Annotated in this window: 27 protein-coding genes; 15 read left to right on the top strand and 12 right to left on the bottom strand. The window is 60.1% G+C overall.

Annotation, left to right across the window (positions count from 1 at the left end):
* The first annotated feature begins 230 nt into the window (after positions 1-230).
* Together G6M89_RS05735 and G6M89_RS05740 are read left to right on the top strand one after the other, a co-directional pair.
* Positions 231-1,373, top strand: a complete 1,143-nt coding sequence (locus G6M89_RS05735) for a Fic family protein (protein ID WP_165160844.1) — start codon at positions 231-233, stop codon at positions 1,371-1,373.
* 138 nt (positions 1,374-1,511) lie between these two features.
* Positions 1,512-3,572, top strand: coding sequence for a helix-hairpin-helix domain-containing protein (locus tag G6M89_RS05740; RefSeq protein WP_165160845.1), 2,061 nt, complete (start codon positions 1,512-1,514; stop codon positions 3,570-3,572).
* Positions 3,573-3,590: 18 nt separating this feature from the next.
* Here the strand turns inward: G6M89_RS05740 and G6M89_RS05745 are convergent, their stop codons facing one another.
* Both G6M89_RS05745 and G6M89_RS05750 read right to left on the bottom strand, forming a co-directional pair.
* Positions 3,591-3,902 (bottom strand): ASCH domain-containing protein, encoded by a 312-nt coding sequence (locus G6M89_RS05745; RefSeq protein ID WP_165160846.1) that lies wholly within the window; start codon positions 3,900-3,902, stop codon positions 3,591-3,593.
* Positions 3,903-3,940: 38 nt separating this feature from the next.
* Positions 3,941-4,519 (bottom strand): metal-dependent hydrolase, encoded by a 579-nt coding sequence (locus tag G6M89_RS05750; protein WP_165161305.1) that lies wholly within the window; start codon positions 4,517-4,519, stop codon positions 3,941-3,943.
* A gap of 115 nt (positions 4,520-4,634) precedes the next feature.
* Between G6M89_RS05750 and G6M89_RS05755 the strand changes: the two genes are divergently transcribed.
* Positions 4,635-6,059 (top strand): amidohydrolase family protein, encoded by a 1,425-nt coding sequence (locus G6M89_RS05755; protein ID WP_165160847.1) that lies wholly within the window; start codon positions 4,635-4,637, stop codon positions 6,057-6,059.
* A gap of 81 nt (positions 6,060-6,140) precedes the next feature.
* On the top strand, positions 6,141-6,308 hold the full coding sequence (locus G6M89_RS05760) for a DUF1059 domain-containing protein (RefSeq protein ID WP_165160848.1): 168 nt from the start codon (positions 6,141-6,143) through the stop codon (positions 6,306-6,308).
* A gap of 26 nt (positions 6,309-6,334) precedes the next feature.
* On the opposite strand, the gene G6M89_RS05765 is transcribed toward G6M89_RS05760, so the two are convergent.
* Positions 6,335-7,426 (bottom strand): Gfo/Idh/MocA family protein, encoded by a 1,092-nt coding sequence (locus tag G6M89_RS05765; RefSeq protein ID WP_165160849.1) that lies wholly within the window; start codon positions 7,424-7,426, stop codon positions 6,335-6,337.
* Positions 7,427-8,696: 1,270 nt separating this feature from the next.
* Here G6M89_RS05765 and G6M89_RS05770 point away from each other — a divergent pair.
* On the top strand, positions 8,697-9,827 hold the full coding sequence (locus tag G6M89_RS05770; RefSeq protein ID WP_165160850.1) for an ORC1-type DNA replication protein: 1,131 nt from the start codon (positions 8,697-8,699) through the stop codon (positions 9,825-9,827).
* Positions 9,828-10,123: 296 nt separating this feature from the next.
* On the top strand, positions 10,124-10,651 hold the full coding sequence (locus tag G6M89_RS05775) for a hypothetical protein (protein ID WP_165160851.1): 528 nt from the start codon (positions 10,124-10,126) through the stop codon (positions 10,649-10,651).
* A 68-nt stretch (positions 10,652-10,719) separates the two neighbouring features.
* Here the strand turns inward: G6M89_RS05775 and G6M89_RS05780 are convergent, their stop codons facing one another.
* Together G6M89_RS05780 and G6M89_RS05785 are read right to left on the bottom strand one after the other, a co-directional pair.
* The gene (locus G6M89_RS05780) at positions 10,720-11,073 is read right to left on the bottom strand and encodes a hypothetical protein (protein WP_165160852.1); all 354 of its coding nucleotides are present in this window, start codon (positions 11,071-11,073) and stop codon (positions 10,720-10,722) included.
* 64 nt (positions 11,074-11,137) lie between these two features.
* Positions 11,138-11,404, bottom strand: a complete 267-nt coding sequence (locus G6M89_RS05785; RefSeq protein ID WP_165160853.1) for a hypothetical protein — start codon at positions 11,402-11,404, stop codon at positions 11,138-11,140.
* Between the two features lie 479 nt (positions 11,405-11,883).
* Between G6M89_RS05785 and uvrB the strand changes: the two genes are divergently transcribed.
* Complete coding sequence (gene uvrB / locus G6M89_RS05790) at positions 11,884-13,947, top strand: excinuclease ABC subunit UvrB (protein ID WP_165160854.1); 2,064 nt, start codon at positions 11,884-11,886, stop codon at positions 13,945-13,947.
* 167 nt (positions 13,948-14,114) lie between these two features.
* The gene (locus G6M89_RS05795; RefSeq protein WP_165160855.1) at positions 14,115-14,654 is read left to right on the top strand and encodes a hypothetical protein; all 540 of its coding nucleotides are present in this window, start codon (positions 14,115-14,117) and stop codon (positions 14,652-14,654) included.
* 11 nt (positions 14,655-14,665) lie between these two features.
* Here G6M89_RS05795 and G6M89_RS05800 read toward each other — a convergent pair whose 3' ends face one another.
* The 7 genes from G6M89_RS05800 to G6M89_RS05830 all read right to left on the bottom strand — a co-directional run bounded on the left by G6M89_RS05800 (position 14,666) and on the right by G6M89_RS05830 (position 20,103).
* A complete protein-coding gene (locus G6M89_RS05800) occupies positions 14,666-14,962 on the bottom strand; it encodes a translation initiation factor (RefSeq protein WP_165160856.1) in 297 nt (98 codons plus the stop codon).
* Positions 14,963-15,034: 72 nt separating this feature from the next.
* Positions 15,035-15,640 carry a DUF192 domain-containing protein gene (locus tag G6M89_RS05805; protein WP_165160857.1) on the bottom strand — a complete coding sequence of 202 codons (606 nt, stop codon included), beginning with the start codon at positions 15,638-15,640 and terminating at the stop codon, positions 15,035-15,037.
* Between the two features lie 124 nt (positions 15,641-15,764).
* Positions 15,765-16,814, bottom strand: a complete 1,050-nt coding sequence (locus tag G6M89_RS05810; protein WP_165160858.1) for a phosphotransferase family protein — start codon at positions 16,812-16,814, stop codon at positions 15,765-15,767.
* A 117-nt stretch (positions 16,815-16,931) separates the two neighbouring features.
* A complete protein-coding gene (locus G6M89_RS05815) occupies positions 16,932-17,051 on the bottom strand; it encodes a hypothetical protein (protein ID WP_165160859.1) in 120 nt (39 codons plus the stop codon).
* 34 nt (positions 17,052-17,085) lie between these two features.
* Positions 17,086-17,244, bottom strand: a complete 159-nt coding sequence (locus G6M89_RS05820) for a hypothetical protein (RefSeq protein ID WP_165160860.1) — start codon at positions 17,242-17,244, stop codon at positions 17,086-17,088.
* 319 nt (positions 17,245-17,563) lie between these two features.
* On the bottom strand, positions 17,564-19,354 hold the full coding sequence (locus tag G6M89_RS05825) for an excinuclease ABC subunit C (protein ID WP_165160861.1): 1,791 nt from the start codon (positions 19,352-19,354) through the stop codon (positions 17,564-17,566).
* Between the two features lie 26 nt (positions 19,355-19,380).
* Positions 19,381-20,103, bottom strand: coding sequence for a hypothetical protein (locus G6M89_RS05830; RefSeq protein ID WP_165160862.1), 723 nt, complete (start codon positions 20,101-20,103; stop codon positions 19,381-19,383).
* Between the two features lie 118 nt (positions 20,104-20,221).
* Here G6M89_RS05830 and G6M89_RS05835 point away from each other — a divergent pair, with 118 nt between their 5' ends.
* The 7 genes from G6M89_RS05835 to G6M89_RS05865 all read left to right on the top strand — a co-directional run bounded on the left by G6M89_RS05835 (position 20,222) and on the right by G6M89_RS05865 (position 23,366).
* On the top strand, positions 20,222-20,491 hold the full coding sequence (locus G6M89_RS05835) for a hypothetical protein (protein WP_165160863.1): 270 nt from the start codon (positions 20,222-20,224) through the stop codon (positions 20,489-20,491).
* A 59-nt stretch (positions 20,492-20,550) separates the two neighbouring features.
* Positions 20,551-21,483 (top strand): ABC transporter ATP-binding protein, encoded by a 933-nt coding sequence (locus G6M89_RS05840; RefSeq protein WP_165160864.1) that lies wholly within the window; start codon positions 20,551-20,553, stop codon positions 21,481-21,483.
* Positions 21,480-22,424 (top strand): ABC transporter permease, encoded by a 945-nt coding sequence (locus tag G6M89_RS05845; protein ID WP_165160865.1) that lies wholly within the window; start codon positions 21,480-21,482, stop codon positions 22,422-22,424. Before G6M89_RS05840 ends, G6M89_RS05845 begins: the two co-directional genes overlap by 4 nt.
* Positions 22,425-22,493: 69 nt before the next feature.
* The gene (locus G6M89_RS05850) at positions 22,494-22,646 is read left to right on the top strand and encodes a hypothetical protein (protein ID WP_165160866.1); all 153 of its coding nucleotides are present in this window, start codon (positions 22,494-22,496) and stop codon (positions 22,644-22,646) included.
* Between the two features lie 25 nt (positions 22,647-22,671).
* The gene (locus G6M89_RS05855) at positions 22,672-22,869 is read left to right on the top strand and encodes a hypothetical protein (protein ID WP_165160867.1); all 198 of its coding nucleotides are present in this window, start codon (positions 22,672-22,674) and stop codon (positions 22,867-22,869) included.
* On the top strand, positions 22,844-23,113 hold the full coding sequence (locus G6M89_RS05860; protein ID WP_165160868.1) for a type II toxin-antitoxin system HicB family antitoxin: 270 nt from the start codon (positions 22,844-22,846) through the stop codon (positions 23,111-23,113). The genes G6M89_RS05855 and G6M89_RS05860 overlap by 26 nt, the downstream gene beginning before the upstream one ends.
* 1 nt (position 23,114) lies before the next feature.
* Positions 23,115-23,366 (top strand): type II toxin-antitoxin system HicA family toxin, encoded by a 252-nt coding sequence (locus tag G6M89_RS05865; protein ID WP_165160869.1) that lies wholly within the window; start codon positions 23,115-23,117, stop codon positions 23,364-23,366.
* Positions 23,367-23,382 lie beyond the last annotated feature (16 nt).

Raw genomic sequence — 23,382 nt, forward strand, 5'->3', positions numbered from 1 at the left:
CTGATCGCCAGACAGGTCGGCGGTCAGTGTGTAAATAGTTGCAGTGGCTACTATAGTAACAACTGGAACTGTTTACTATCGAAACAACCTCACGGATTGAAACGATCAGTGACACTCTCCCAGTCAAGAGTTCTTGTCCGCCGATGACGCAGCGCATTTTGAAACTACTCTAAGTCAATTCATAACCCATTCAGTAGACTTAGATAGGAGTGAGTACAACTCTAAGTCAAATGGATCCAGACGATTTTGAGGATGGACCGGGGACGATCACCCCGTATGAAGGGCTTCCCTGCTATCGTCCAGCAAGCCTTCCCCCGGAGATTGAGTACACCGATGATATCATCCGGGTATACGGGGATGCTCAGTACGCATTAGGGCGGCTGGCGACACTTCACCGGGACGTAGATAACGAGAACCTATTGATCGCCCCGTTCGTGGTGCGTGAAGCAGCAATGAGTTCACAAATTGAGGGAACGAACGTTACAGTCTCGGATATCGTCCTTCACGATGTCGACGGGACTCCACAACGATCTGCTGCTGAGTCAGCTGATGTTCGCGAAGCGTACAACTACGTTGACGCAATCCACGAGGGCTTTGAGCGAATTGAGGCTGGGGAGTCGCTTTCGGTTGAGCTAATTTGCGACCTCCACGAGACGATGCTGAAAGACGTTCGTGGTGAGGAAAACCGCCCTGGAGAACTACGAGATGTGCCGGTCTATATTGGTTCTCCTGATAGATCAGCGCAGTCTGCCCGGTTCATTCCAGCCAATCCTCAGACAGTTGACCTCCTGTTGGAACAGCTCGTATCTTACATGAACGGCGGGTCGTATCCGTCGGTAGTTGACGTGGCGATTACGCACTACCAATTCGAGACGATTCACCCGTTCCGGGATGGGAACGGTCGCCTTGGACGACTGCTGATCATGTTACAACTGTATGATGCTGGACTACTGCCGAAGCCGTATCTCTATCTGAGTGCGTACTTCAACAGATACCGGCAACAGTACCTTGATTACTTGCTTGCGGTGAGTCGTGATGGTAACTGGGAGCAGTGGATTACGTTCGTCCTGAACGCAATCGCTGAACAAGCGATTGATGCCTATAATTGCGGCATAAAACTCGTCGGTCTTCGGGAACAGTATTACTCTCCGTTCCCGAACAGTCCTGCTGTTCGAGACGTCGTTGATTTCATCTTTGAGGAACCGTATCTCACGGCTCCTCGAGCAATCGACGTCACCAACCGGTCACGCCAGGCTGTCTACGACGCGATCAAAGCGCTCGAAGCAGCAGAAATTATCGAGGAAATCTCGGGTTCGGAACGATATCAGGTATACAGAGCACCGGCAATCCTCAGTATCGTGGAGTCACCCTAACAGTTGGATTACGTAACCAATGAAGTAGGTTATATGTCGGCCGTGAATAATGAACGCTATAACTGCTAACACACAACAACTGGGCGAATTGGGGCGGGAACTTTTTCTCGCTTCGGTTTGATAGCTCCGCGAGAAGCAATGGACCTCGAGTCGATCCCGGGCGTGGGCGAAAAGACCGCGCGGGCGCTGTCGGACCTCGATGACCCCGAGCACGCGCTGCGCGCGGGCGACGTGGCGACGATTGCGACCGCACCCGGGATCAGCCAGGGGCGGGCCGCCCGCATCGCCCGTGGCGCAATTCGGGATGAACACGACGACCCCGGCGGCTTCCTCGCAACCGACCGCGCGCGCGAGATCTACCGCGAGGTCCTCGGACTGCTCAAAGACCGAACCGTCACGAACTACGCCGCTGCCCGCCTCGAGACGATCTATCCGAGTCCCTGCCGCTCGCGCATCGAGGAGGTTCGAACGTTCGCCCGCGACGCACTCGAGCGCGATCCAGATCCGGACGTCCTCGCAGCACTCGAGGGCGTTGAACCCCTCCGAGACCCGGGCGACGTGCGCGTCCGCGAGCGCTGTCTGGCGACGATGGACGCCGAGCGCTACACCGAGGCTCGAGAGGCGGTGCCGGAACTCTCCGTCGAGGTCATCGAGGACGCACAGGGACTTGCGGAACTCGCACGCGGCTACTCGACGGTAATCGCACTCGACGAGTCCTTCACTGGCGTCACCATCGACGGCGACGTACAGGTTCGCCCCGACGCCCTCGAGACGCCCGCCGAGGTCGTTCCCGAGCGCCCGCTCGCCTTTTTCGCGCGCAACCGAAGCCGACTGCGCGCCGCGATTGACGTCCATCGCGTGGCCGACCTCGAGACCGACTGCGATCTGGACGCCTTAGAGGACGGCCTCTCGCGACTCGAGGACGACGGAACTGTCGCGGGCGACGACGAGTTGGATCGGCTGACGACGGCTGTAGACGACCTCGACGTAGCTGCAGGCGCAGCCGAAAGTGTCGCGAACGACCACCTGCGCGAGGCGATCCGCGAGGAGGACGTGACCATCGAGGGCGCAGACCTGCTCTCGCTGGTCGAACGCGGCGCTGGCGTCGATTCGCTCCTCTCTCGAGAACTGGCCGACGAGTACGCCGCAGCCATCGAAGCGGCCCGTGAGCACCTGATCGACGCGCTGGATCTTGACACCGGCGAGGCAGAAATCGCCCGACGTGCGTTCAGCGACGAGCCGACGTTTCCGGTCGAGCGCGACGAGGATGCCGTCAGCCGCCTTCGGGAAGAACTCACCGCTGCCAAAGAGCGCCGCGCCGGACGGCTCAAACGCGACCTCGCAGCCGATCTGGCCGACCAGCGCGCGGACGCCCGCGATCTCGTCCACACCGCCCTCGAGTTGGATGTCGAACTCGCGGTTGCCCGATTTGCGGACGAATACGAGTGTGAAATGCCCGAGTTCGTCTGGGACGAGACGGCCACCGCGACCGGCTTCGACATCGACGCCGGCTGCTCACCATTACTGCCAGAGCCACTCGAGAAGATCGACCCCGTCGACTACGAGGTCTCAGGCGTTGCCTTGCTGTCGGGCGTCAACAGCGGTGGCAAGACCTCGCTGCTCGACCTCGTCGCGAGCGTCGTCGTCCTCGCACACATGGGGCTGCCGGTCCCCGCCGAGGACGCCGAACTGCGGCGATTCGACGATCTGCACTACCACGCAAAAACGCAGGGGACCCTCGACGCAGGTGCGTTCGAGTCCACAGTCCGGGAGTTCGCCGACCTCGCGCAGGGCGGCGAGGGCTCGCTCGTCCTCGTGGACGAACTCGAGAGCATCACCGAACCGGGGGCCTCTGCGAAGATCATCGCAGGAATTCTCGAGGCGCTCGCGGAAAACGATGCGACGGCGGTGTTCGTCTCGCACCTGGCCGACGAGATCCGCGAGATGGCGAACTACGAGGTGACCGTCGACGGCATCGAAGCAGTCGGGTTAGTCGACGGCGAACTCGAGGTGAATCGCTCACCAGTCAAAGATCACCTCGCTCGCTCGACACCAGAGCTAATCGTCGAGAAACTGGCGACGGAAGCCGGTGCTGGCGGCGACGCGAGTGCAGCGGCGCACACAAACGGTGGCTCGCCTGCAGATGGTGGGCCGTCAGAGCCACTGTTTTACGAGCGACTGCTCGAGAAGTTCGACTGAGCGCGTCTTCATCCTTGCCTACGAGACCGGCTCGAATCGATGCAACACTGCAGTTCGGTCGTCGTCCCACTCGAGGTCGTGCGTTCGTTCGATTCGGTCTTTGTACGCCTCGAGATCGGACGACCCCTCTGCCTGGGCATCTTCGTCAGTCAATTCGCCGAGTCGTTCCTCGCGGACCTCGACGACTTCGAACGTTGTGTTCTCGATGTCGAACGTATCGCCCTCGCTGGCGTGTTTGTCGCCGCGGTGGAGTTGGGTGACCTCGCCCTCGAGAGCGGCGGTTTGGAGTCGGTCGGCTGGCAGCAAGTCGCTTGCGTCAATCGTTCCCATACGAACGCTTTCGGCCGCGTATTGGTAACTGTAGCGGTTCAGTTAACAACCTGCTGGCTGTCGGCCTTCGATCCACGTCGGAGATACTCGAGGCCGGGACAGCCGTCGAGGTACCAGAGCATGAGTGCGAGGACGAAGAGGACACCCTCGAGTGCGAGGAACGTCGTCGAATCGGTCAGTGGGGTAACGACTGTCTCGACGAGTGCGGGCGGTTCGAACCACCGCTCGCTGAAGGTGAACGTAAAGTGCGGGAGCACCGGCCAGAACAGGAACTCGGTGCCGAATGGATAGCCAAGCAGCGCTCGCGGCGGGATGTCTGCAGCTAGATGTGAGAGGTGGGCGATGACGAACGCAGTCGCCGTTTCGGTCCGTCCTCGAGCGATCCCGATGGCGTAGACGACGACAATCAGCGCAGCGGCGAAAAACAGCGAGTGCGCGAGGTCGCGGCCGGTCGGAAAGACGCCGAGCCACCACAGCGGCTTATCAATCAGGTCGGCGAACTGCGAGCCGATGAGCACCGCAAGCGCGGGTTCCGCTCCCGGCGCTCGGCGGAATCGTCCATGGGCGTACAGCGAGTACAACAGGTAGGCAACACCGAAGTGCCCTGGCGGTAACACGTATGGCGAGAATCCGTCCGACGGCAAAGCGATGTCGCCGCGTTTCACGACCTGCGACCTGCTCACAGCGCGACCGACCGGGCATCTTTTCGGCCGCGCCACCCGTCGTCAGGGTATGGACCTCGCGATCACGGACACACTCGCGCTGACGATGCGAGACGACCGACTTGGCATCCTCGAGAACGCGACAATCGCTATCCAAGACGGTGAGATTGCCTTCGTCGGACCGACAGCCGAGTTCGACGGCGACGCAGATCGAACGATCGACGCCAGCGGCCGCGTAGCGATGCCGGGACTGGTGAACGTCCACGCCCACACCGACCTGACGCTGCTGCGGGGCGGCGCACAGGACGTCCCCGAGATCGAGTGGATGAACCGGGCGCTCGGCCCGCTGACGGAGGCACTGACGCCGGATGATCGAATCGCGGGGGCGCGTCTGGGCGTTCTCGAGGCGCTGCGCTCGGGCGTCACCACCGTTGGCGAGTACGCGGCGAACGTCGACCGTCTCGTCGAGGAAGTCTACGAACCGGCGGGCGTTCGTGTCGTCGCCGCGGAGACCATCAACGCCGTCGATGACGCAGCAGCCGACCTCGGCCCGGACGAGCCATATCCGTTCAATGAGACGCAGGGTCGGGAGGCACTCGAGCGAAACGAGCGGCTGTTCGAATCGTACGCCGACCACGACCGCGTTTCGTGTCTGTACGGGCCGCAGGCGGTCGATATGGTTCCTCCCGAGTTGCTCGACGTGATTCGCGACCGGGCAGCCAAGCATAATCGCGGAATCCACATGCACGTCGCACAGGGCGAGCGTGAGGCCCGCCAGATTGCGGCTCGCTACGGGGCGGGCGAGACGACGGTGAGCGTCCTCGCTGATCTCGGCCTCGTCTCGGATCGCCTGCTGGCGGCACATCTCCACGGTGCGACGGCTGCGGAGCGCGAACGACTGGCCGAGGCGGGCGTCCGGATGGCCGCGAATCCGAGTTCGATTGCCGCCATCGATGGGGTGATGCCGCCGCTCGTCGACTACCGCGAGTACGGCGGTGTTGCAGGACTTGGCACGGACCAAGCACCTGGTGGCGGCGGTCACGACTTCTTGCGGGAGCTTCGGACAACAGCACTCCTCGCGAAAACGAACCGCGGCGATCCGACAGCCTTCCCAGCATGGGCCGCGCTTCGCGTCGCTACAATTGAGGGCGCACGAACGCTCGGCATTGCCGACCGCGTTGGCTCGCTCGAGGCAGGCAAACGAGCCGACATTCTTCTGCTCGACCTCGAGCATCCCTCGACGGCCCCAATTGTTAGCGACCCACTGCACACGGTAGTCCCGAATCTCGTCTACGGAGCAAACACTGGACTCGTCGATGCGGTTCTCGTCGAGGGCGAACTTCTCGTACAGGATGGCACCGTACAGACGATCGACGAGGATCACGTCCTCGAGACGGCAACTGAGCGAGCAACGGCCGTGTTCGATCGGGCCGGAAACGCATGGCGTGAGGCGGATTCGGCGCTCGTCGACCGCGTTGAGACCGGCTGGCTTTAACGCTGCTTGCACCCGCGTTTCCCTTTTTCAGCCGACACCTGCAAGTATCACGCCTACTTCCCGAGACACCGAAATACGGATATGCCATACCGATTCGTCTGCTCTGATCACAACTGTGCGTTTCTGGTCCACTCGAGTAGCACGGACGAAATCGAACGACTCGTTCGCGCACACGTCCGCATGGCCCACGGCGGCCGGATCGACCCGGCTGACCTCGAGCGCGGTATCGAGCGCATCGAACCGGCCTGACCAGTACCGAGTTGTGCGTCGACGCCTTACTTCGGGAACGACTCTGGCAGCGCCGCTGGCTGCGAACAGCCATGCTCGAGCGTGACGTGACTCTCCTGCTCCGCGGCCGTCCGAAGCCCGGCCATGATCTCGAGGCCGTGCAGCGCGCGCTGGCCGCTGGTGCGGTGACTCCAGTCGTCGTCTCGAGCCGCTCGCGCGAGGTCGGCGACGCCCGCGCCGCGACCGGCGGTGTAGTCGTGGGTGTGCTCGAGGGTCTCGAACGCGTCGCGGCTGCTGTTTCGAACGCGGACCTCGCCATCGAAGTTGTTCGGATCGGGGACCTGTAGCGTGCCCTCGGTGCCGTAGATTTCGAACAGCGGGAACGGCCCCGAGGAGCCACCCGTCGCGTCGAAACTGAACTGGAGATTCGCGATTGCGCCGTTGTCGAAGGTGACGACGCCAGCCTCGTGTGTTGGCACCTCGACGTCGATTGTCTCGCCAGCGCGGTCGCCGCTGCCAATCGTGCGCTCGTCGAACGCCTGCCCGACGGCCCCCGTGACGGTTGTCGCCGATCCCAACAGTGTGATGAGCGCGCCGACGTAGTACGGCCCCATATCGAACAGTGGCCCGCCACCCTCCTGATAGTACAGATCCGGATTCGGGTGCCACACCTCGTGACCGCCGGTCATCCAGTGGGCCGTCGCCCCGATTGGCCGGCCGATCCGTCCCGACTCGAGTGCTGCGCGTGCAGATTGGATACCCGCACCGAGGACCGTATCCGGCGCGGAGCCGACCAGCTTGTCGGTTTCCGCGGCGGCCTCGAGAATCCGCTCGGCGTCCGCGACGGTCGTCGCGAGTGGCTTCTCGGTGTAGACGTGGTTGCCGGCCTCGAGCGCATCGACGAGCACGTCGGCGTGGACGCTCGGCGGCGTCAGATTGATCACGATGTCGATATCGGGGCCTGCAACGAGGTCTGCGACGGGCCGGGCCTCGAGGCCGTGCTCGTCGGCTTTCTGTTCGGCGAGGTCCTGTTGCAGATCGCCACAGGCGACGATTTCGTAGTCCTCGAAGCGGTCTTTCGCGGCAAAGTAGGCGTCGGCGATATTGCCACAGCCGACGACGGCGGCATTGAGAGTCATGCGCTCGCGTTTCCGTTCGGTGCGGTAAAGTGAACCGATTCGATTCGTGGCGGACGGTGGTCACATCTCGACTGAGTAGATAGTATACTTCAAAATGATACTCAGCCACTTCCTATTGCGTGTGTGATGATATCTAATCAACATACTTTAGTGGCTGAAATAAAAATAGGAACAAAATGATTGGCCCCTCGCTTCAACGCTTTGCAATCTTTTTACTGATATTTGGCGGGTTTGAACGAATAACAATGGCACAGTCATCTGTTAGTGGCGTCGGAATGTCTGTGTCACAAGTTCATTCTATAATGCTAGCAGCCTTCATAATTGCAGCACTGGGACTGGTAATTGATATCTCTCTATTCCTAACCGCCGAGGAACACACTCGAACAGAATAAGACACTATTCAATCATTTCGGTCTTTTTCGGCAAAGTAAGCGTCGGCGATGTTGCCACAGCCGACGACGGCGGCGGTGAGAGTCATGCACTCACGTTCCCGTTCGATGCCGTAAAGTGAACCCATTCGTATAGTGACGGACGCCAGTCAGGTCACTGGCTGCCACCAGTGTTTCAACACTTTTGATTCGAGAGAGATTATGTTTGAATAGAATAGAAAACTACGCAATATTGAAACGAACTTCAATTTCACTCGGCGTTGGGATAGTGAATCCCATGCTCATCTATGGTAATGTGGTCGTCCTCTTATCGGCCAACTTGATGCCACTCCTTCACCGACACGTTCTCGTCGGGACTCCGCTTGTCCTGATCGCTTCGGTTCCCATCTATCCACGTCTTCGTCTCGATAAAAATTATAGTCTTTCAACAAGAATAACCAATAGGAATAATGGTAACTAAATATGGAAAAATATTGAAACCGACTTTTCTTCTAATGACTCTAATAGTAGTAGTCGCTACGCCTACTTCATGGTGGATCTGGCGTAGTGTTCATACATTTGTAGGGATGGGTTCCTATGAAATCGACAATCAATTATCGTATCTGATCTTCGCTATCGCATTCGCAGCTATCTCTATTGTAATAATGTATTGTATTCATCAAGGATACCGAGCTTCCCAAGAATAGGATGTCTAGTCGGTATTGATAATAAGTGTGAGTTTATCCATCCGACTAATTGTATGATAACAGTTTCAGCCGGAGAAAATAATCAATCGGTTACATAGCTGTGCCAACTCTGTGAGGGAGTCGCGGTGATAGTCAAGCCACCAATCTCGGGTTCGCTACGAACAACTAAGTAGCTTCGAGAGCGTGGTGAAAGTGATGGGTGACGATCCCGAGGGCGGGATGTTGTCGTGGGACGAATCCGTGTTTAGAGACGAGCACGTCTTCGAGATCGACTACGTCCCCGAGACGTTCAAACACCGCGATAGTCAGATGCAGAGTCTGACCTACGCGCTTCGCCCGGCAGTCCGAGGCTCGAGGCCGCTGAACGTCATGGTCCGTGGACCACCCGGCACCGGCAAGACGACCTCGCTACAGAAACTGTTCGACGAGGTCGGGGCCCAGACCAGCGACGTGCGGACGATCCGGGTCAACTGCCAGGTCAACGCCACGCGCTACTCGGTGTTCTCGAGGCTGTTCGAAGGAACGTTCGACTACGAGCCGCCCTCGTCCGGAATCTCCTTTAAGAAACTGTTCGGCCAGATCGCCGAGAAACTCGTCGAGGAGGACAAGGTACTCGTCGTCGCGCTGGACGACGTGAACTACCTCTTTTATGAAAACGAAGCCTCCGATACGCTGTACTCACTGCTTCGCGCTCACGAGGAACACCCCGGCGCGAAAATCGGCGTCATCGTCGTCTCCTCCGATCCCGCCCTCGACGTGATCGACGAACTTGACTCGCGCGTCCAGAGCGTCTTCCGGCCCGAAGACGTCTACTTCCCGGTCTACGACCAGCCTGAAATCGTCGGCATTCTCGAGGAACGCGTCACACGCGGCTTTCACGACGGCGTCATCTCACGCGAGACCCTCGAGTACGTCGCGACACTCACCGCCGAAAGCGGCGACCTGCGGGTGGGAATCGACCTCCTGCGCCGGGCGGGACTCAACGCCGAAATGCGCGCAAGTCGCACGGTCGAGCGCGAAGATGTCGAGGAAGCCTACGAGAAATCCAAGTACATCAATCTCTCGCGTAGTTTGTCGGGGCTGGCCGACACCGAGGAGGCACTCCTCGAGGTGATCGCTCACCACGACGGCAAGCAGGCCGGCGACATCTACGAGGCGTTCCACGACCAGACTGACCTTGGCTACACCAGATACTCCGAAATCGTCAACAAACTCGATCAGTTGGGGCTGATCGACGCCGAATACGCCGAGGTCGATGGCCGTGGGCGCTCGCGCTCGCTGACGCTTTCCTACGAAAAAGACGCGATTCTCGAGCGCCTCGAGTAAGCCCTATTCGAACCGTCGTCGATGCGATTCTCGAGTACATGACGCCGAGGAGTTCGAGCCAGGTGTGCGGAACCGAGTGGGAAGTTGTGTTGCTCTTGGTAGACTGCTTTGTCGGTGAGGGGGTGGTCGGTACAGGAAAACAGTATATGGTCGGGATTGACGATCTATGCACAAACTGGGAAGTGGTCAGTGTAAGAGAGAGTCGATATAGCAGCACCGTCTGGCAAACCGATCTCCAATTGTAGATTTCACAGGGCCAAAAGCCTCAAAAGAGGGGCCTCTCAAAATCACACATAATGTATTTTGAAACTGAAGCGTTTATCGACGAATATGTCATTGATGGCGAAAATATTGGTATCTTTGCTGGAGATGACTCCCATATTACGTACACCCCGAAAAATACGGACACATCGTCGGCAGTATCTCTCCCAACAGATGACATTACAAGCGTCACATTCACGCGTGACACATCGCTGTACCGTAACAACCTTCTCGGATGGTTCTTCGCGATCATCACTGTCGGACTCATCTTCGGTATCTACATGCTGTCATTCGCTGGTCGACTCACAGACCCAGACGTGGACCTCTTTACGGTCTTTGTGTCGCTCCTGATTATCGGCGGTATTTCCACCACGTATGACTACTTCAACGGTGAAGATTACGACATTGTTGTCATCACTATCAGAACCACTGAGGACGAATCCCACGTCTTCACTGGCCGAATAAAACACACAGAATTCGTTGAGGCATGCGGCGAACTCATCGAGTCAGACCTCGAAACAAGAAATCAGAACAAGAAACTTAAAGCCAAATTTCGTAACTGACACTCCTCCTATATGGACCGCAGCCAATTCGTCTCATCTACAGCGTTTCATTCGAGCACCAGCTTTGATTACGTCCCGGGGACGCCCGCTGCGTCGAACGTCGTAATGTCGGCGGCAGCGAGGGCGTACAGGACGACGAGGACGGCAATCCACGCGACGAGCGTGATGCCGGCAGCATCGATCCAGCCGCCGGGATAGCGTCGCTTGATCACCGCGAGGTACGCGAGCAGGACAATCGCTGGCCCAAGGAGTGGAATCCATCCGAACAGGAAGCCGACGACGCTCCAGACGATTGCACCAATGAGCGCGGTGAAAAAGGCGTATGTGTAGTCGCTCACGTCGGCGATGACGACTGCGCCGATGTGAATCCCGAGTCCACCGATCAGAAAACTGGCGATGAAGACGACGAGGCTGTTGAGCATACGCCTCGTACGTCGTACTGGCGAAAAATACCTTGGATCCCACACGACTCCGGTTCCACCGTTCTCAGGCCTGATCAACCTGCTCGCGATAGTCCTCGATTGTCTCGATGGCCGACTCGACTTTTCGCTCGGTGTTGCCCTCCGCCTGCTGGCTCACCTGTCGAAGCGTATTGAGTCGCTCGTCGAGCATCGCGTGATCCGGTGTCGTGTCGCCCATGACGTAATCAGCGAACGCGTCAGTCGTCTCGCGGATATCGTCGCGAACGTCGTCGTCCGCCGATTTCGCGGCTTCCTCTAAGTCGTCTCGAGCCTGTTGCAGGTGCTTTGTCATGGTCGAATGCATCACGAGGCGACCCATAACGGTTGGGCGGGCATTGTCTACGTTCGCTCGTGTGGCTCTACTGGAGATGTCGTTTACTGGCTTCTTCTCGAGTCTGTACTAGCCAATATCACCACGAAAGCCCCTGCCGTGCTCAACCATCCGGGTCTCGCTGCGCTCCTCACTCCGTTGCGGTGCTTACATCGCCCGGGATGGATCGACCACGGCAGCCCCTTTCAGTCCCACCCGTGTCGGCTGGCCGGTCGAGCCACTGCAGGGTGGGACTGAAAGGGGCTGGCACTCTCGAGGAAGGCCGACGACGCAAGCACTGGAGCGAACGAAGTGAACGAAGCGCGCAGCGAGTCGCCTGACTCGAGAGTGTCAGGGGCTTTCGGGGTGTTGGTGGTCGTCCCGCATCTTCCGACATCGATTCCAAACATTCCGTCGAGTAATGCGAGCGCGTCAAGTGTCTCGAGTCCCTGCTATGGATAATGAGCGACTCCGATTCTCGAGGCCCGCTGCAGCCGGATCGTCCCGATGCTGCCCAGCCGTTTGCGGTGGATGCGCCCTTCGAGCCGGCGGGCGATCAGCCCGAGGCAATCGAGCAGTTAGCCGACGGGTTCCAGCAGGGAATGGACACCCAGACGCTGCTCGGTGTCACCGGATCGGGAAAGACCAACACCGTCTCGTGGGCACTCGAGGAGGTCCAGAAGCCGACGCTCGTCATCGCCCACAACAAGACGCTTGCGGCGCAGTTGTACGAGGAGTTTCGGAATCTCTTCCCGGACAACGCCGTCGAGTACTTCGTCTCCTACTACGACTACTACCAGCCCGAGGCCTACGTCGAACAGAGCGACACCTACATCGACAAAGACGCCTCGATCAACGACGAAATCGACCGGCTGCGCCACTCCGCGACGCGCTCGCTGCTGACCCGCGAGGATGTCATCGTCGTCGCGAGCGTCTCCGCGATCTACGGCCTCGGTGACCCGCGAAACTACATCGACATGTCGCTGCGACTCGAGGTCGGCGAGGAAATCGGCCGCGACGAGTTGCTCGCGCAACTCGTGGACCTCAATTACGAGCGCAACGACGTCGACTTCACGCAGGGCACGTTCCGCGTCCGGGGCGACACAGTCGAGATCTACCCGATGTACGGCCGCTATGCCGTCCGCGTCGAACTCTGGGGCGACGAAATCGACCGCATGGTCAAAGTCGACCCGCTCGAGGGGAAAACGCAGGGTGACCAGCAAGCAGTCTTGATCCACCCCGCAGAGCACTATTCGATTCCGGAAACCAAACTCGAGCGGGCGATGGACGAGATTCGCACCGACCTCGATAGTCGAATCTCCTATTTTGAGCGCGCAGGCGACATGATCGCCGCCCAGCGCATCGAGGAACGGACGACGTTCGACCTCGAGATGATGCAGGAAACGGGCTACTGTTCGGGGATCGAGAACTACTCAGTCTATCTCTCGGATCGCGACTCCGGCGACGCGCCGTACACGCTGCTGGATTACTTCCCCGAGGATTTCCTGACCGTCGTCGACGAGTCTCACCAGACGCTGCCCCAGATCCGCGGGCAGTACGCCGGCGACAAATCGCGCAAGGACTCACTGGTCGAGAACGGCTTTCGCCTGCCGACAGCGTACGACAACCGACCACTCACGTTCGAGGAGTTTCAGGAAAAGACCGACCAGACGCTGTACGTCTCGGCAACGCCGAGCGACTACGAACGCGACGAGAGCGACCAGATCGTCGAACAGATCGTTCGGCCCACGCACCTCGTCGACCCCGAAATCGAGGTGTCAGAGGCCACCGGCCAGATCGACGACCTGATGGCCCGAATTGACGAGCGCATTGAGCGCGACGAGCGAACGCTCGTGACGACGCTCACCAAGCGCATGGCCGAGGACCTCACCGAGTATCTCGAGGAGGCGGGCGTCAACGTCGAGTACATGCACGACGAGACCGACACGCTCGAGCGCCACGAGATCATCCGCTCGCTTCGCCTCGGGGAAATCGACGTGCTCGTGGGGATCAACCTCCTCCGGGAGGGCCTGGACATTCCGGAAGTCTCGCTCGTCGGCATTCTCGACGCTGACCAAGAGGGCTTCCTGCGCAGCGAGACGACGCTCGTCCAGACCATGGGCCGAGCGGCCCGCAACGTCAACGGCGAGGTCGTCCTCTACGCCGACGACCCCTCGAATGCGATGGAGTCGGCCATCGAGGAAACCAAGCGCCGCCGCGAGATCCAACAGGAGTACAACGAAGAACACGGCTTCGAACCGACGACCATCGAGAAAGCCGTCGGCGAGACCAACCTCCCCGGTTCCAAGACTGAGACCACGCAGGTCTCTGGCCGCGAACTCGAGGACGACGAGGAAGCCGCCCGCTACATCGCCGAACTCGAGGACCGCATGGAGGAGGCCGCGAGCAACCTCGAGTTCGAGTTGGCAGCAGATATTCGAGATCGAATTCGCGAGGTTCGCGAGGAGTTCGACGTTGCTGGCGACGAGGATGAGGGCGTGGTGCCGCCGTCAGAGGAGTTCTAGCTACTCGAGGCGGCGTTTTCGCGATCCGGTGTATAGGTTCCTACACCATTGCCCCGAAGCGGGAGCGTCAACGAGACACTCGAGTGTGCGAAAAATCTAACTACTTTTACAGTAAATATTTATGTGTTATTCAGCGTACTAACACTAACGCACCACTGGGGGATGCAATGAATGTACTTCACACTCGAGCACACACTGCTGAATCAGACGGTAACTACACCGATGCCGCGGCGTCGTTTTTCACACTCGGGATGTATCAGTTCGCCACTGAGATGTACCGGAACACCCGAACGTACCGCAACGGCGTCGGGAACCTACTGCGCTCGATCGAACTCGATGACCGGGCGGGAAACGAACAACGCGCGACCCGAACAGCAGGATTCGTCTGCGATCGGTGTCGCTCGATCATCTCAGAAGGCCATACTGCAATCGTGCGCGGACTCGGTTGTGAATGGCTCGCCGATGCGCTGGTGATGACCGACAACGCCGACGCTCGAGTACACTACGAGCGGGCAGCAAACCTCTTTGCCAGACTGGATTTTGAGACACAACTGCACTGGGGGAATCGATCGGCCTACAAGCACGCAACACGCGCACTCGAGCAGTTTCTCGAGCGGCGTGAAATTGAGTACTACGACGCTCACGCGATCGATTTTGCCGGACGAATCGACTGGAAACTCACGATGTGTGCTGACGGCTGCGAGTGAGGGAGTCGTCGTTATTCGCGAACGTCGAATCCCCGTTCGCGGAGTAAGTCGGGCACACGGTCGCGATGATCGCCTTGCAGTTCGATTCGGTTGTCGCCAACCGTGCCGCCGGTACCAAGCGAACTTTTGAGTTCGGAGGCGGTTGATTTGAGCTCCGATTTCGACAGGTCAAAGCCCTCGATGATCGTCACCGGCTTGTTGTAGCGTCGGCTCTCGGTTCGGATGGACAGGACCTGCTGGGAGGTCTCGAGGTCGCCCTGGCTGTCGAGTTCATCGAGCAAGTCGTCGAGGTCGTCGTCGTTTGACACGTGCTAGCATTAGATTGGACACGTCGATAGGGCTGTCCTTGCGCGTGCCGGTGTCACCGCTGCAGACAGTGATCACGACTCGAGATCGAACTCGAGCGTATCGCCGACGTGGACGTCGTGGTCGACGGTCCAGTCGTAGACGGTCTCGAGGACGTACTGGCCGTAGCCGACGTAGACCTGATAGCTTCCCTCCTCACGTTCTCTGGGCGCGGGCGCGTGGTGGATGCCGGTGATCGTCCCATCTGAATCGGCGTAGATGATGTCGATGCCGAAGTCCATGTCGCGCATGACGAACTGGCGTTCGTCCGCCTCGTCGTAGACGAACAGCATGCCACGGTCGTCGGGCAAGTCCTCAGTCTCGCTCAATCCTCGCACCAGTTCCTCGTCGGTTTCGGCAATCGCTGCGGTCACGGACTCGAGGTCGTCGCCGTCGGCTGAAACCGCCTGCACCTCGGTCGTATCGTACTCGGCGTGCAGGTCCTCATCGTCTGTCTCAGCGTCGTCGTCACCGTCTCCGTCACCCTCGCTTGCACTCTCGTCGCTCGTGTCATCGACCGCCCCATCAGCGCCCGGGTCGCCGATAGACTCATCGCGCGAGTCATCCAGATTCGCACAGCCAGCAAGTGCGACTGTCCCAGCGAGACCGAGAACGTGTCGTCGAGACCACGTCTCTACCATATCGGTCACTGCATTGATCGACAGTAAATCAGTTCTGCAGGCAAACCGCGAGTGTCACGAGAGCTGGACTGTCCCAGCAGTTCATATCGAACAGTCAAGCAGTACGTCCCTATTCGTGGTGCGGTCAGAGGAGTTCACTGAGAAACGCCCTGTGTTCGCGAACGAGGGTTTCGGGGCTGTCCGGGCCGACGACCATCCCGCTCTTGAAAAACGCAAGCATCGGCAGTCGAGCGACCAGACGGTATAGGTCCCGCCGCGCCGCAAATGCGCTGTCGCGGATCAGTCCGTTCGTCTCTTCGTACCCCTCGTACACAGCGTCCCGGACACGGCGGCGTCGGGCCGAACCGAGCGGTGCAAGCGCGCTGAGACTGTCAATTGCCGCCGCGAGGTCGTATTCCGCACAGCCGACCTGCTGGTCCTCGAAGTCGAGGACGGCAGTCGTCTCGCCGGTATTTGGGTCCACGAGCGTATTCCAGTAGGTGTACTCGTCGTGCATCAATACCGGGTTCGGGTCATTGAGGACGTCGCATCGTTCGTCGAGCGTCTTTCGAATTGGACCCTCGAGATCGACAAACCGGTCGTCGAGATTCGAAAGAAAGAACGTCGCCAGCCCGACCAAGGCATCAGCCCACTCGTCGTGGGCGTTTTCGGCCACAGTGAGCGTCACGTTGGGCGTCTCGAGTCCGCTCCCGTTGTGGTCGACGTCCCGTCCGAGCCTGACAGCGCCGAACCGGTCGAACGAGCCAAGGTCATGGATTTGACCGAGATACCGACCAGCGTCGCGGGCGATCCGCTCGCGGATGGCGGGCTCGAGTTCTCGAGCCCGCGTCGCGACGCCCTCTCCATCGCACTGCTCCATCACGAACAGGGGACCAGCGTCCTCAGAGTCGTCTTCGACCACGGCGAGCACCGCTGGAACGGGGACGGTCGTGCGACGGCTGATTGCCTCGAGGAGATACGGCTCGGGTCGGAAAGCCACTGGAGCGGTGTTCTGGCTGCACTTGCAGATCACCGTCCGCTCACGGTTCGCACTCGAGAGGTCGACGGCATAGAGGCTGTTCGCGCTCCCTGGAATGCCGTCTACGCCTGTCACCGTCCACTCGTCTCTGCAGTCGGAGACGACTCGGCGAACCGCAGATTCGGTGAGACGCAGTGACCGGAAGTGTTCGACCATTGATCGGTAACAATAATCGAGTGACACAAAAATCCCTCCCTGCCATCGGAGTAACTGTGTACCCTGCACTCACTAGGACTTCACGAATTGGAAGTAGAATCCATTCACCAACGACACTCACAATCGCGACTTGATCGTCTCGGCCGTCTTTTCGCCGATACCGGAAACGCTCTGGAGATCCTCGAGGAAGCCGTTAGCGAGTAACCGATAAAACAACCCAACCGAAAAAATTGCCACCGTCCAATCCCGACTCCCACAGGTCCGCCGGCCTCTACTCGTCGAACTCGAGAGCGGGCGGAACGACGCGACAGCCACACGGTCTGGCGGTGCCAACCGCTGGCTCGGAGACGACGGTGACGACGACCGATTCGCCGCAGGTGGGACACTTGGGGAACGACTGTCCTGACTCCTGGTCGTTCTCAGTCGTCATCGCTCCTCGAGTGCGATAGCTGCCGCTGTTGATTGGTGTCGATACGTCACTCGTGCGGGATGTTTATATCCCGGTAGAATGTACGGATTCATGGCTTCAAGCCGTTCGGCTGGAAGCCCGCCTCGGGTGCTCTGACACCCGGGGCATTTGCGTGCCCCCGCGGAGACCGGCTTCCGTGTAATTTGTTGACTTGTTGTGACTTATATCTACTGGTGTGGATGGTAATTCGGGCGCTGTGGCAGGTGCGGGGTGGGAACACTCGCTCGAGGCGAGCACTCGGTCGCGGTCGAGATACTATAGTCGCCACTGTAAGGAGGTGTTACAATCGCGACTTGATCGTCTCTGCCGTCTTCTCACCCACGCCGGACACGCTCTGGAGATCCTCGAGGCTCGCTTCTCGAACGTTCTCGATGCTCCCAAACCGGCCGAGCAGTTGGCTGCGGGTTTCGGGGCCGATACCGGGAACGTCGTCGAGGACGGTTTTCACGTCGTCACGAATCGTCTGATGGTACTGGACCGCAAAGCGATGGGATTCGTCGCGCACGCGCTGGAGCAGATGCAGGTGGGGTGCGTCGCTCGGCCACGAGTATTCCCGGTCGGGAGTCACGACGCGCTCTTCGGCTTTCGCAAGCGCGACCGCGGGCACGTCCCACCCAACCGCCGCGAGTGCGTCTCGAGCGGCCTCGAGTTGGCCCTCACCGCCGTCGATCAACAGCAGGCCGGGGTCCGGCCGATCGTCTCGGCCCTCGACGGCGCGACGGGCACGCCACTCGAGGAGCGCGTGCATGTTATCGTAGTCGTCGTTCTGATCCGTCAACTTCTTCCGGCGGTAGTCGGCCGTTTCGGCGCTGCCATCCACGAACGTAACGTTGCTGCCGACTGCGGATTTCCCCTGGGCGTGGCTCACGTCGAAGCCCTCAATCCGCCGAGCCGAGTCGATCTCGAGGGCGTCTGCGAGCATCCCACACTCGTCGCGCCGACCCACGTTTCGCCGGGCGTTCTTGAGCGCGAGTTCGACGAGTTTCGCCTCGCGACCGGCACCGGGAATGCGGACGGAGACGCCTTCGGCCTCGAGCCACGCCGCTACTTCGTCGTCGCCGTGGCGTTCGGGCAAGAGCAGGGCGTCTGGCAACTGGCGCTCGGCGTAGTACTGGACGATAAACGCGGCGAGAACCGCGGGCACGCCGCCTGTCTGTGTTGGTGTCGACTCCTCGCTTGCATCCTCCGTTGGTGCCTCGAGCGTGTGTCGCTCGCGATCCACGAGTTTGCCATCCTCCGCACGCAGGCGGGCGACGGTTGCGTCTTCGCCTTCGATGGCGACGCCGAGCACGTCGACTGCGCGTTCGTCGCCGACCGACTGGACCGCCTCGCCGCCCTCGCCGTGGAACGCTTCGACGGTCTCGAGGCGATCCCGTAAATTTGCAGCGCGCTCGAAGTTTTTGTCTTCGGCAGCGGCCTCCATCTCGCGGCGCAACGGATCGGCGAGGATTCCCGTCTCGCCCTCGAGAAAGCGCTCGACCGCAGTCACGTCCTCTGTGTAGCTCTCGAGGTCGATTTCGCGGGTACAGGGGGCCGTACACAGCCCCATTTCGTAGTCGAGACACGGCCGATCTCGTCCCGAGTACTTGTGGTCCGAACAGCCACGCACGCCGTACGTTTCCCGCAGGGCTTTCACGACGGTCTCGACCTGCCCTTTGTTCGTGTAGGGACCGAAAACGGTCGGCCCGCCCGTACTCGAGTCACCCTTGGCCTCGCCGTCCGGATCACGAGTAATCTCGATCCGCGGGGCCTCGTGGCTCGTCAGTTGCACCATCGGGTAGGACTTGTCGTCTTTCAGCCGGACGTTGTAGCGGGGCTGGTGGCGCTTGATCAGGTTCGCCTCGAGCAAGAGCGCCTGTGTTTCGGTGTCTGTGACCGCGATGTCAATCGTTTCGGCGCGTTCGACCATGCGGCGAATGCGAGCGCTTCGCGGATCGGCGTAAGAGCCGACTCGACTCCGCAGGTCGACCGCCTTCCCGACGTACAGCGTCGTTCCGTTCTCCTGAAACTGGTAGACGCCGGGCTCTCGCGGCAACGAGCTGGCTCGGTCGCGAACCCCGTCGGCATTCATCGGCGGGCCTAGGGCGTGCGCGAAGTTTAGCCTGACTCCTCGCGCCCGCGCTCACCCGGCCCGAACGTATCCGCGTGGTCGCCAGCGGAGTCGCGCTCAGTTGCATGTGTGGCACGTCGGCTCTCGAGGCCGTCCGGTTGCTCCTCGAGCAGTGCGTGGTTCTGGCCGCCCGGTTCAATCGCGGCGGTTAGTGCGGTTACACGCCCGTTCTCGATGTCGATATCGCTCACAGGAAAGGTAATGTCGTCGTCACCGTGGACAGTGAGGCGGACGGCTCGAGACCTCGAGCGGGCGTAGCGCGCACAGAAGAACAGTCCGCCACAGAGTGCGAGCGCGCCGAGTGAGAGAAGCCCGAGTTCGAACGCTGAAAGCAGCATTTCTGCCGCCTCGAAGACGCTGTCGAGTGCGGATGGCAAACCGGTTGTCTCGCTGCCGCCGTCACTCACTGACTCTGCGGCCGACCGGAGACCGAGATCGATCGACGCGGCGAGTGCGCTGACGGCGAGCAAGAGCGCACCGATCAGGCCAGGAACGAGCGCGTGAAGCAGGTGCCGTGGCTCACCACCCACGTCAACAACGACGCGGCCGACGTTCGGGCGGTCGACGTGGCGATATGCCGGCCCGTCGCCGTCAGTAAAGACGAACACCCGGTGGTTCGTGACGGCCGCTGTCGCGTATGCGAACTCGAGGCGATGGCGCTCGGTCTCACCATCGTACAACAGTTCGTCGACGTGACTGGTCCAAGCCATTGGGTTCGGTCCTGCTGTGTGGCTCACCGGCGACGGCTAAGTACGTCCGGGTGGGTTTCGCAAGGAGAGACCGACGACACGCGGTACTTTCTCGGTGCTCGAGGGCGAAGCACTGGCTATGAGTGAGTCGACGCAGCAGTGCTGGCTCGTCGAGCGAGAGTTCGGGGCGCGCAATATCGTGACGATCATCTACGCAACGCCGGATGGCTCGCAGTACCAACAGCGCGAGCGCTCATCCACGTCGCTACGAACTGGATCACCAGTCACCGCCGCCGTCGAGGTTCCAGCAAGCGAACTCGAGGACGTGACGGACCACGAAACTCGTGAACGGTACGCAACAGAAGCACAGCGGACCGCCGAGCAGTACGACCCTGACGACTCAATCTGAGAGTCAAGCGGACTCCAAAAGTGGTAAGTCTTATCGGCGAACGGCCAGAGTACACAGCCATGCCCGCGATCACGGTCGATGACGTGACGAAAACCTACGGTCAAACCCTCGCGCTCGAGGCGTTGTCGTTCGAGGTTCGTGAGGGCGAAGTGTTTGGATTCCTGGGACCGAACGGGGCCGGCAAATCGACGACGATCAACATCCTGCTCGATTTCATCCGCCCCACACACGGTCAGGTGTCCGTTCTCGGGATGGACGCCCAGACCAGCAGCCGCGAGATTCGCTCGCGGACCGGCGTCCTCCCCGAAGGCGTCGAGGCCTACGACCGCCTCACCGCGCGCCAGCACCTCGAGTTCGCTATCGACTCGAAAGGCGCGGACGACGACCCCGAAGAACTCCTCGAGCGGGTCGGTCTCGCCGACGCCATCGACAAGAAGGCCGGCGGCTACTCGAAAGGGATGGCCCAGCGACTGATGCTCGCGATGGCACTCGTCGGCGACCCCGACCTGCTGATCCTGGACGAGCCCTCGACCGGTCTCGACCCAAACGGCGCACGCGAGATGCGCGAGATCGTCCGCGAGGAAAACGCCCGCGGCGCGACCGTCTTCTTCTCGAGTCACAGCATGGAACAGGTCGAAGCCGTCTGTGATCGGGTCGGCATCCTGCGCGAGGGTGAGATGGTCGCCGTCGACTCCGTGTCCGGACTGCGCGACTCGATTAGCGGTGGGACGGCACTCGAGATCGTCGTCGACCGGATCGATGACGACGCATTGGGAGCGGTTCGAAGCCTGCCCGACGTGACCGATGCCACCGCTGACCGCGATGAGCCGCCGACGCTCACCGTCCAAGTGGAGGGCTCGAAAACCGCCGTTCTCGGTGAACTCGAGGACCGGGGAATCGACGTGCAAGACTTCTCGACGCGAGAGGCGAGCCTCGAGGACGTGTTCCAGTCATATACAACGGACGCAGGAACGGAGGTGCACGCACGATGAGTACCGAAACGGAAACGGGCGCGGAAACAGCTGAGACGGAGCCAGCACAGTCCTCGAGCGCGCTTGACATCAATCCTGAAAGCGTCCTTGCCGTGGCGCGAAAGGACTTCCAGGACTCGGTTCGATCGTGGCTGTTCTGGGTCCTCAGCGCCTTCTTCTTTATCCTGCTAGTCACGCTGACGGGCACAATTGCGTACTTCGATGGAGATGCAGTTCTGGCCGAGGGAGCAACGACGGACGTGCTCGTCAGTCTGGTCTTCAGCGCCGGTTCGTTCATCATCCCCGCAATCGCAATCGTGCTTGGCTGGAAAGCAATCGTCGGCGAACGCGAGTCCGGCAGCATCAAGATTCTGCTCGCGCTGCCTCACTCCCGGACCGACGTACTTCTCGGGAAACTCGTTGGGCGGGCGAGCGTCCTCTCGCTCTCGCTCATCATCGGCTTTGTCCTCGCGGCGATTCCGGTCGCCGTCTTGCTCGGCACGTTCGACGTGACCGACTATCTCGGCTTGCTGTTGATCTCGGTCCTGTACGGCATTGCCTACACGAGCGTCACTATCGCCGTCTCCTCGCTGCTTCGTTCGACGACGTTCGCAGCCGCCGCAGCCTTCGGTGTCTTCGCCCTCTTTTACGTCTTCTGGGGAACCGTCGTCGGCGTCGTCGGTATGCTGATCTCGTATGACTACCTTCCCGAGAGTGACACGCTCGTTGAAGCCGCGATGTTCTATCAAAGCGTCAATCCAAATGCAGCATACGGGAACGCGCTCTCGTTCGTCACGTCGGCTCCCGATCTCGAGGATCAGGGTGCCCCCATGCTCGAGATGTTCTTCGACGGCTCGCTTCCGTTCTATCTGCAGGACTGGTTCGCGTTTATTGTCCTCTTGTTCTGGATTGTCGTCCCAATTGGCCTCGCGATCTATCGGTTCAATCGCGTCGACCTGTAACGAGCCGAAGCCACTCGAGCAGGCCTCTTTTTTCAAAGACTATTCAATACCATACTCTGTACCCATCGTATGGGAACTCCTCGGTTCATCGACTGGTTTATCGCAGTCGGTGTAGGGACACTGTTAGTCTGGCTCGAGCCAACGTTACTGCTCTTTACGTTCGTCGTCGCCGGAATCGGCTGGTTAGGCCAATTTCTTGTACAGGATAGTTTGTTTTCGTAACCGAACGCTCTCACGCGAGCGAGTAATGACTAGCGCAGAACGGCTACTCGAGAGCAACTCCCCACTATGCGAGAAACTCCCGAAACTCGCCCTCATCGATGATCGAAACGTCATTATCGTCGGCATCGTCGCGTTTACGCGGTGTCTGGATTGGGAGCCGAACGCTTATGCAAATCGTCCTCCAAGAACGGGATGTAATGGCCAGTTCAGCGAGCGACGGTGACGTTCAAGACAGCGAGATCCGTCTCTGGCGAGAGGACGACCAGTGGATCGCCACAGATCTCGAGACTGGCGTGACGAGTCAGGGGTCGTCTCGCGATGTCGCCCTGGAAAACCTCGACAAGGCGCTCGCGCTCCACAACGGCGAGCGAGGCCGAGAGCCGACGAAGGACGACCTCCGCGAACTGGGAATCGATCCTGCGGACAATACGACCGGCGACGAAGAACCGCCCGACGTCCTCGAGTAGGATGGCACGACGGACGTTCTCGGGTGCGGAAGTCGTGAAAGTATTGGTCAACGCCGGGGGCTTCGAGTGGCGTCAAACAACCGGCGATCACGCGCAACTGTACTACGAACACCCAACGAACGAGGACGACCGTCGACGGGTAACGGTTCCGCTGCACGACGAACTTCGGACGGGGACCCTCAGATCAGTCGCTGACAGTGCCGGTGCGCGGGATTTCGAGGAGTTCTGTGCGTGGATTGAGCGCAATTCGTAGTGCTCGTTCGTGCGAA

This window comes from Natronolimnobius sp. AArcel1, from assembly GCF_011043775.1.
Classification (GTDB): domain Archaea; phylum Halobacteriota; class Halobacteria; order Halobacteriales; family Natrialbaceae; genus Natronolimnobius.

Coding starts and splice junctions, on each gene's coding strand:
- G6M89_RS05810 (WP_165160858.1), bottom strand. CDS start 16,814: ATGGTCGAACACTTCCGGTCACTGCGTCTCACCGAATCTGCGGTTCGC.
- uvrB (WP_165160854.1), top strand. CDS start 11,884: ATGAGCGACTCCGATTCTCGAGGCCCGCTGCAGCCGGATCGTCCCGAT.
- G6M89_RS05785 (WP_165160853.1), bottom strand. CDS start 11,404: ATGACAAAGCACCTGCAACAGGCTCGAGACGACTTAGAGGAAGCCGCG.
- G6M89_RS05770 (WP_165160850.1), top strand. CDS start 8,697: ATGGGTGACGATCCCGAGGGCGGGATGTTGTCGTGGGACGAATCCGTG.
- G6M89_RS05795 (WP_165160855.1), top strand. CDS start 14,115: ATGAATGTACTTCACACTCGAGCACACACTGCTGAATCAGACGGTAAC.
- G6M89_RS05845 (WP_165160865.1), top strand. CDS start 21,480: ATGAGTACCGAAACGGAAACGGGCGCGGAAACAGCTGAGACGGAGCCA.
- G6M89_RS05740 (WP_165160845.1), top strand. CDS start 1,512: ATGGACCTCGAGTCGATCCCGGGCGTGGGCGAAAAGACCGCGCGGGCG.
- G6M89_RS05855 (WP_165160867.1), top strand. CDS start 22,672: ATGACTAGCGCAGAACGGCTACTCGAGAGCAACTCCCCACTATGCGAG.
- G6M89_RS05805 (WP_165160857.1), bottom strand. CDS start 15,640: ATGGTAGAGACGTGGTCTCGACGACACGTTCTCGGTCTCGCTGGGACA.
- G6M89_RS05775 (WP_165160851.1), top strand. CDS start 10,124: ATGTATTTTGAAACTGAAGCGTTTATCGACGAATATGTCATTGATGGC.
- G6M89_RS05765 (WP_165160849.1), bottom strand. CDS start 7,426: ATGACTCTCAATGCCGCCGTCGTCGGCTGTGGCAATATCGCCGACGCC.
- G6M89_RS05755 (WP_165160847.1), top strand. CDS start 4,635: ATGGACCTCGCGATCACGGACACACTCGCGCTGACGATGCGAGACGAC.
- G6M89_RS05760 (WP_165160848.1), top strand. CDS start 6,141: ATGCCATACCGATTCGTCTGCTCTGATCACAACTGTGCGTTTCTGGTC.
- G6M89_RS05820 (WP_165160860.1), bottom strand. CDS start 17,244: ATGACGACTGAGAACGACCAGGAGTCAGGACAGTCGTTCCCCAAGTGT.
- G6M89_RS05865 (WP_165160869.1), top strand. CDS start 23,115: ATGGCACGACGGACGTTCTCGGGTGCGGAAGTCGTGAAAGTATTGGTC.
- G6M89_RS05735 (WP_165160844.1), top strand. CDS start 231: ATGGATCCAGACGATTTTGAGGATGGACCGGGGACGATCACCCCGTAT.
- G6M89_RS05840 (WP_165160864.1), top strand. CDS start 20,551: ATGCCCGCGATCACGGTCGATGACGTGACGAAAACCTACGGTCAAACC.
- G6M89_RS05745 (WP_165160846.1), bottom strand. CDS start 3,902: ATGGGAACGATTGACGCAAGCGACTTGCTGCCAGCCGACCGACTCCAA.
- G6M89_RS05860 (WP_165160868.1), top strand. CDS start 22,844: ATGGCCAGTTCAGCGAGCGACGGTGACGTTCAAGACAGCGAGATCCGT.
- G6M89_RS05830 (WP_165160862.1), bottom strand. CDS start 20,103: ATGGCTTGGACCAGTCACGTCGACGAACTGTTGTACGATGGTGAGACC.
- G6M89_RS05825 (WP_165160861.1), bottom strand. CDS start 19,354: ATGAATGCCGACGGGGTTCGCGACCGAGCCAGCTCGTTGCCGCGAGAG.
- G6M89_RS05780 (WP_165160852.1), bottom strand. CDS start 11,073: ATGCTCAACAGCCTCGTCGTCTTCATCGCCAGTTTTCTGATCGGTGGA.
- G6M89_RS05835 (WP_165160863.1), top strand. CDS start 20,222: ATGAGTGAGTCGACGCAGCAGTGCTGGCTCGTCGAGCGAGAGTTCGGG.
- G6M89_RS05850 (WP_165160866.1), top strand. CDS start 22,494: ATGGGAACTCCTCGGTTCATCGACTGGTTTATCGCAGTCGGTGTAGGG.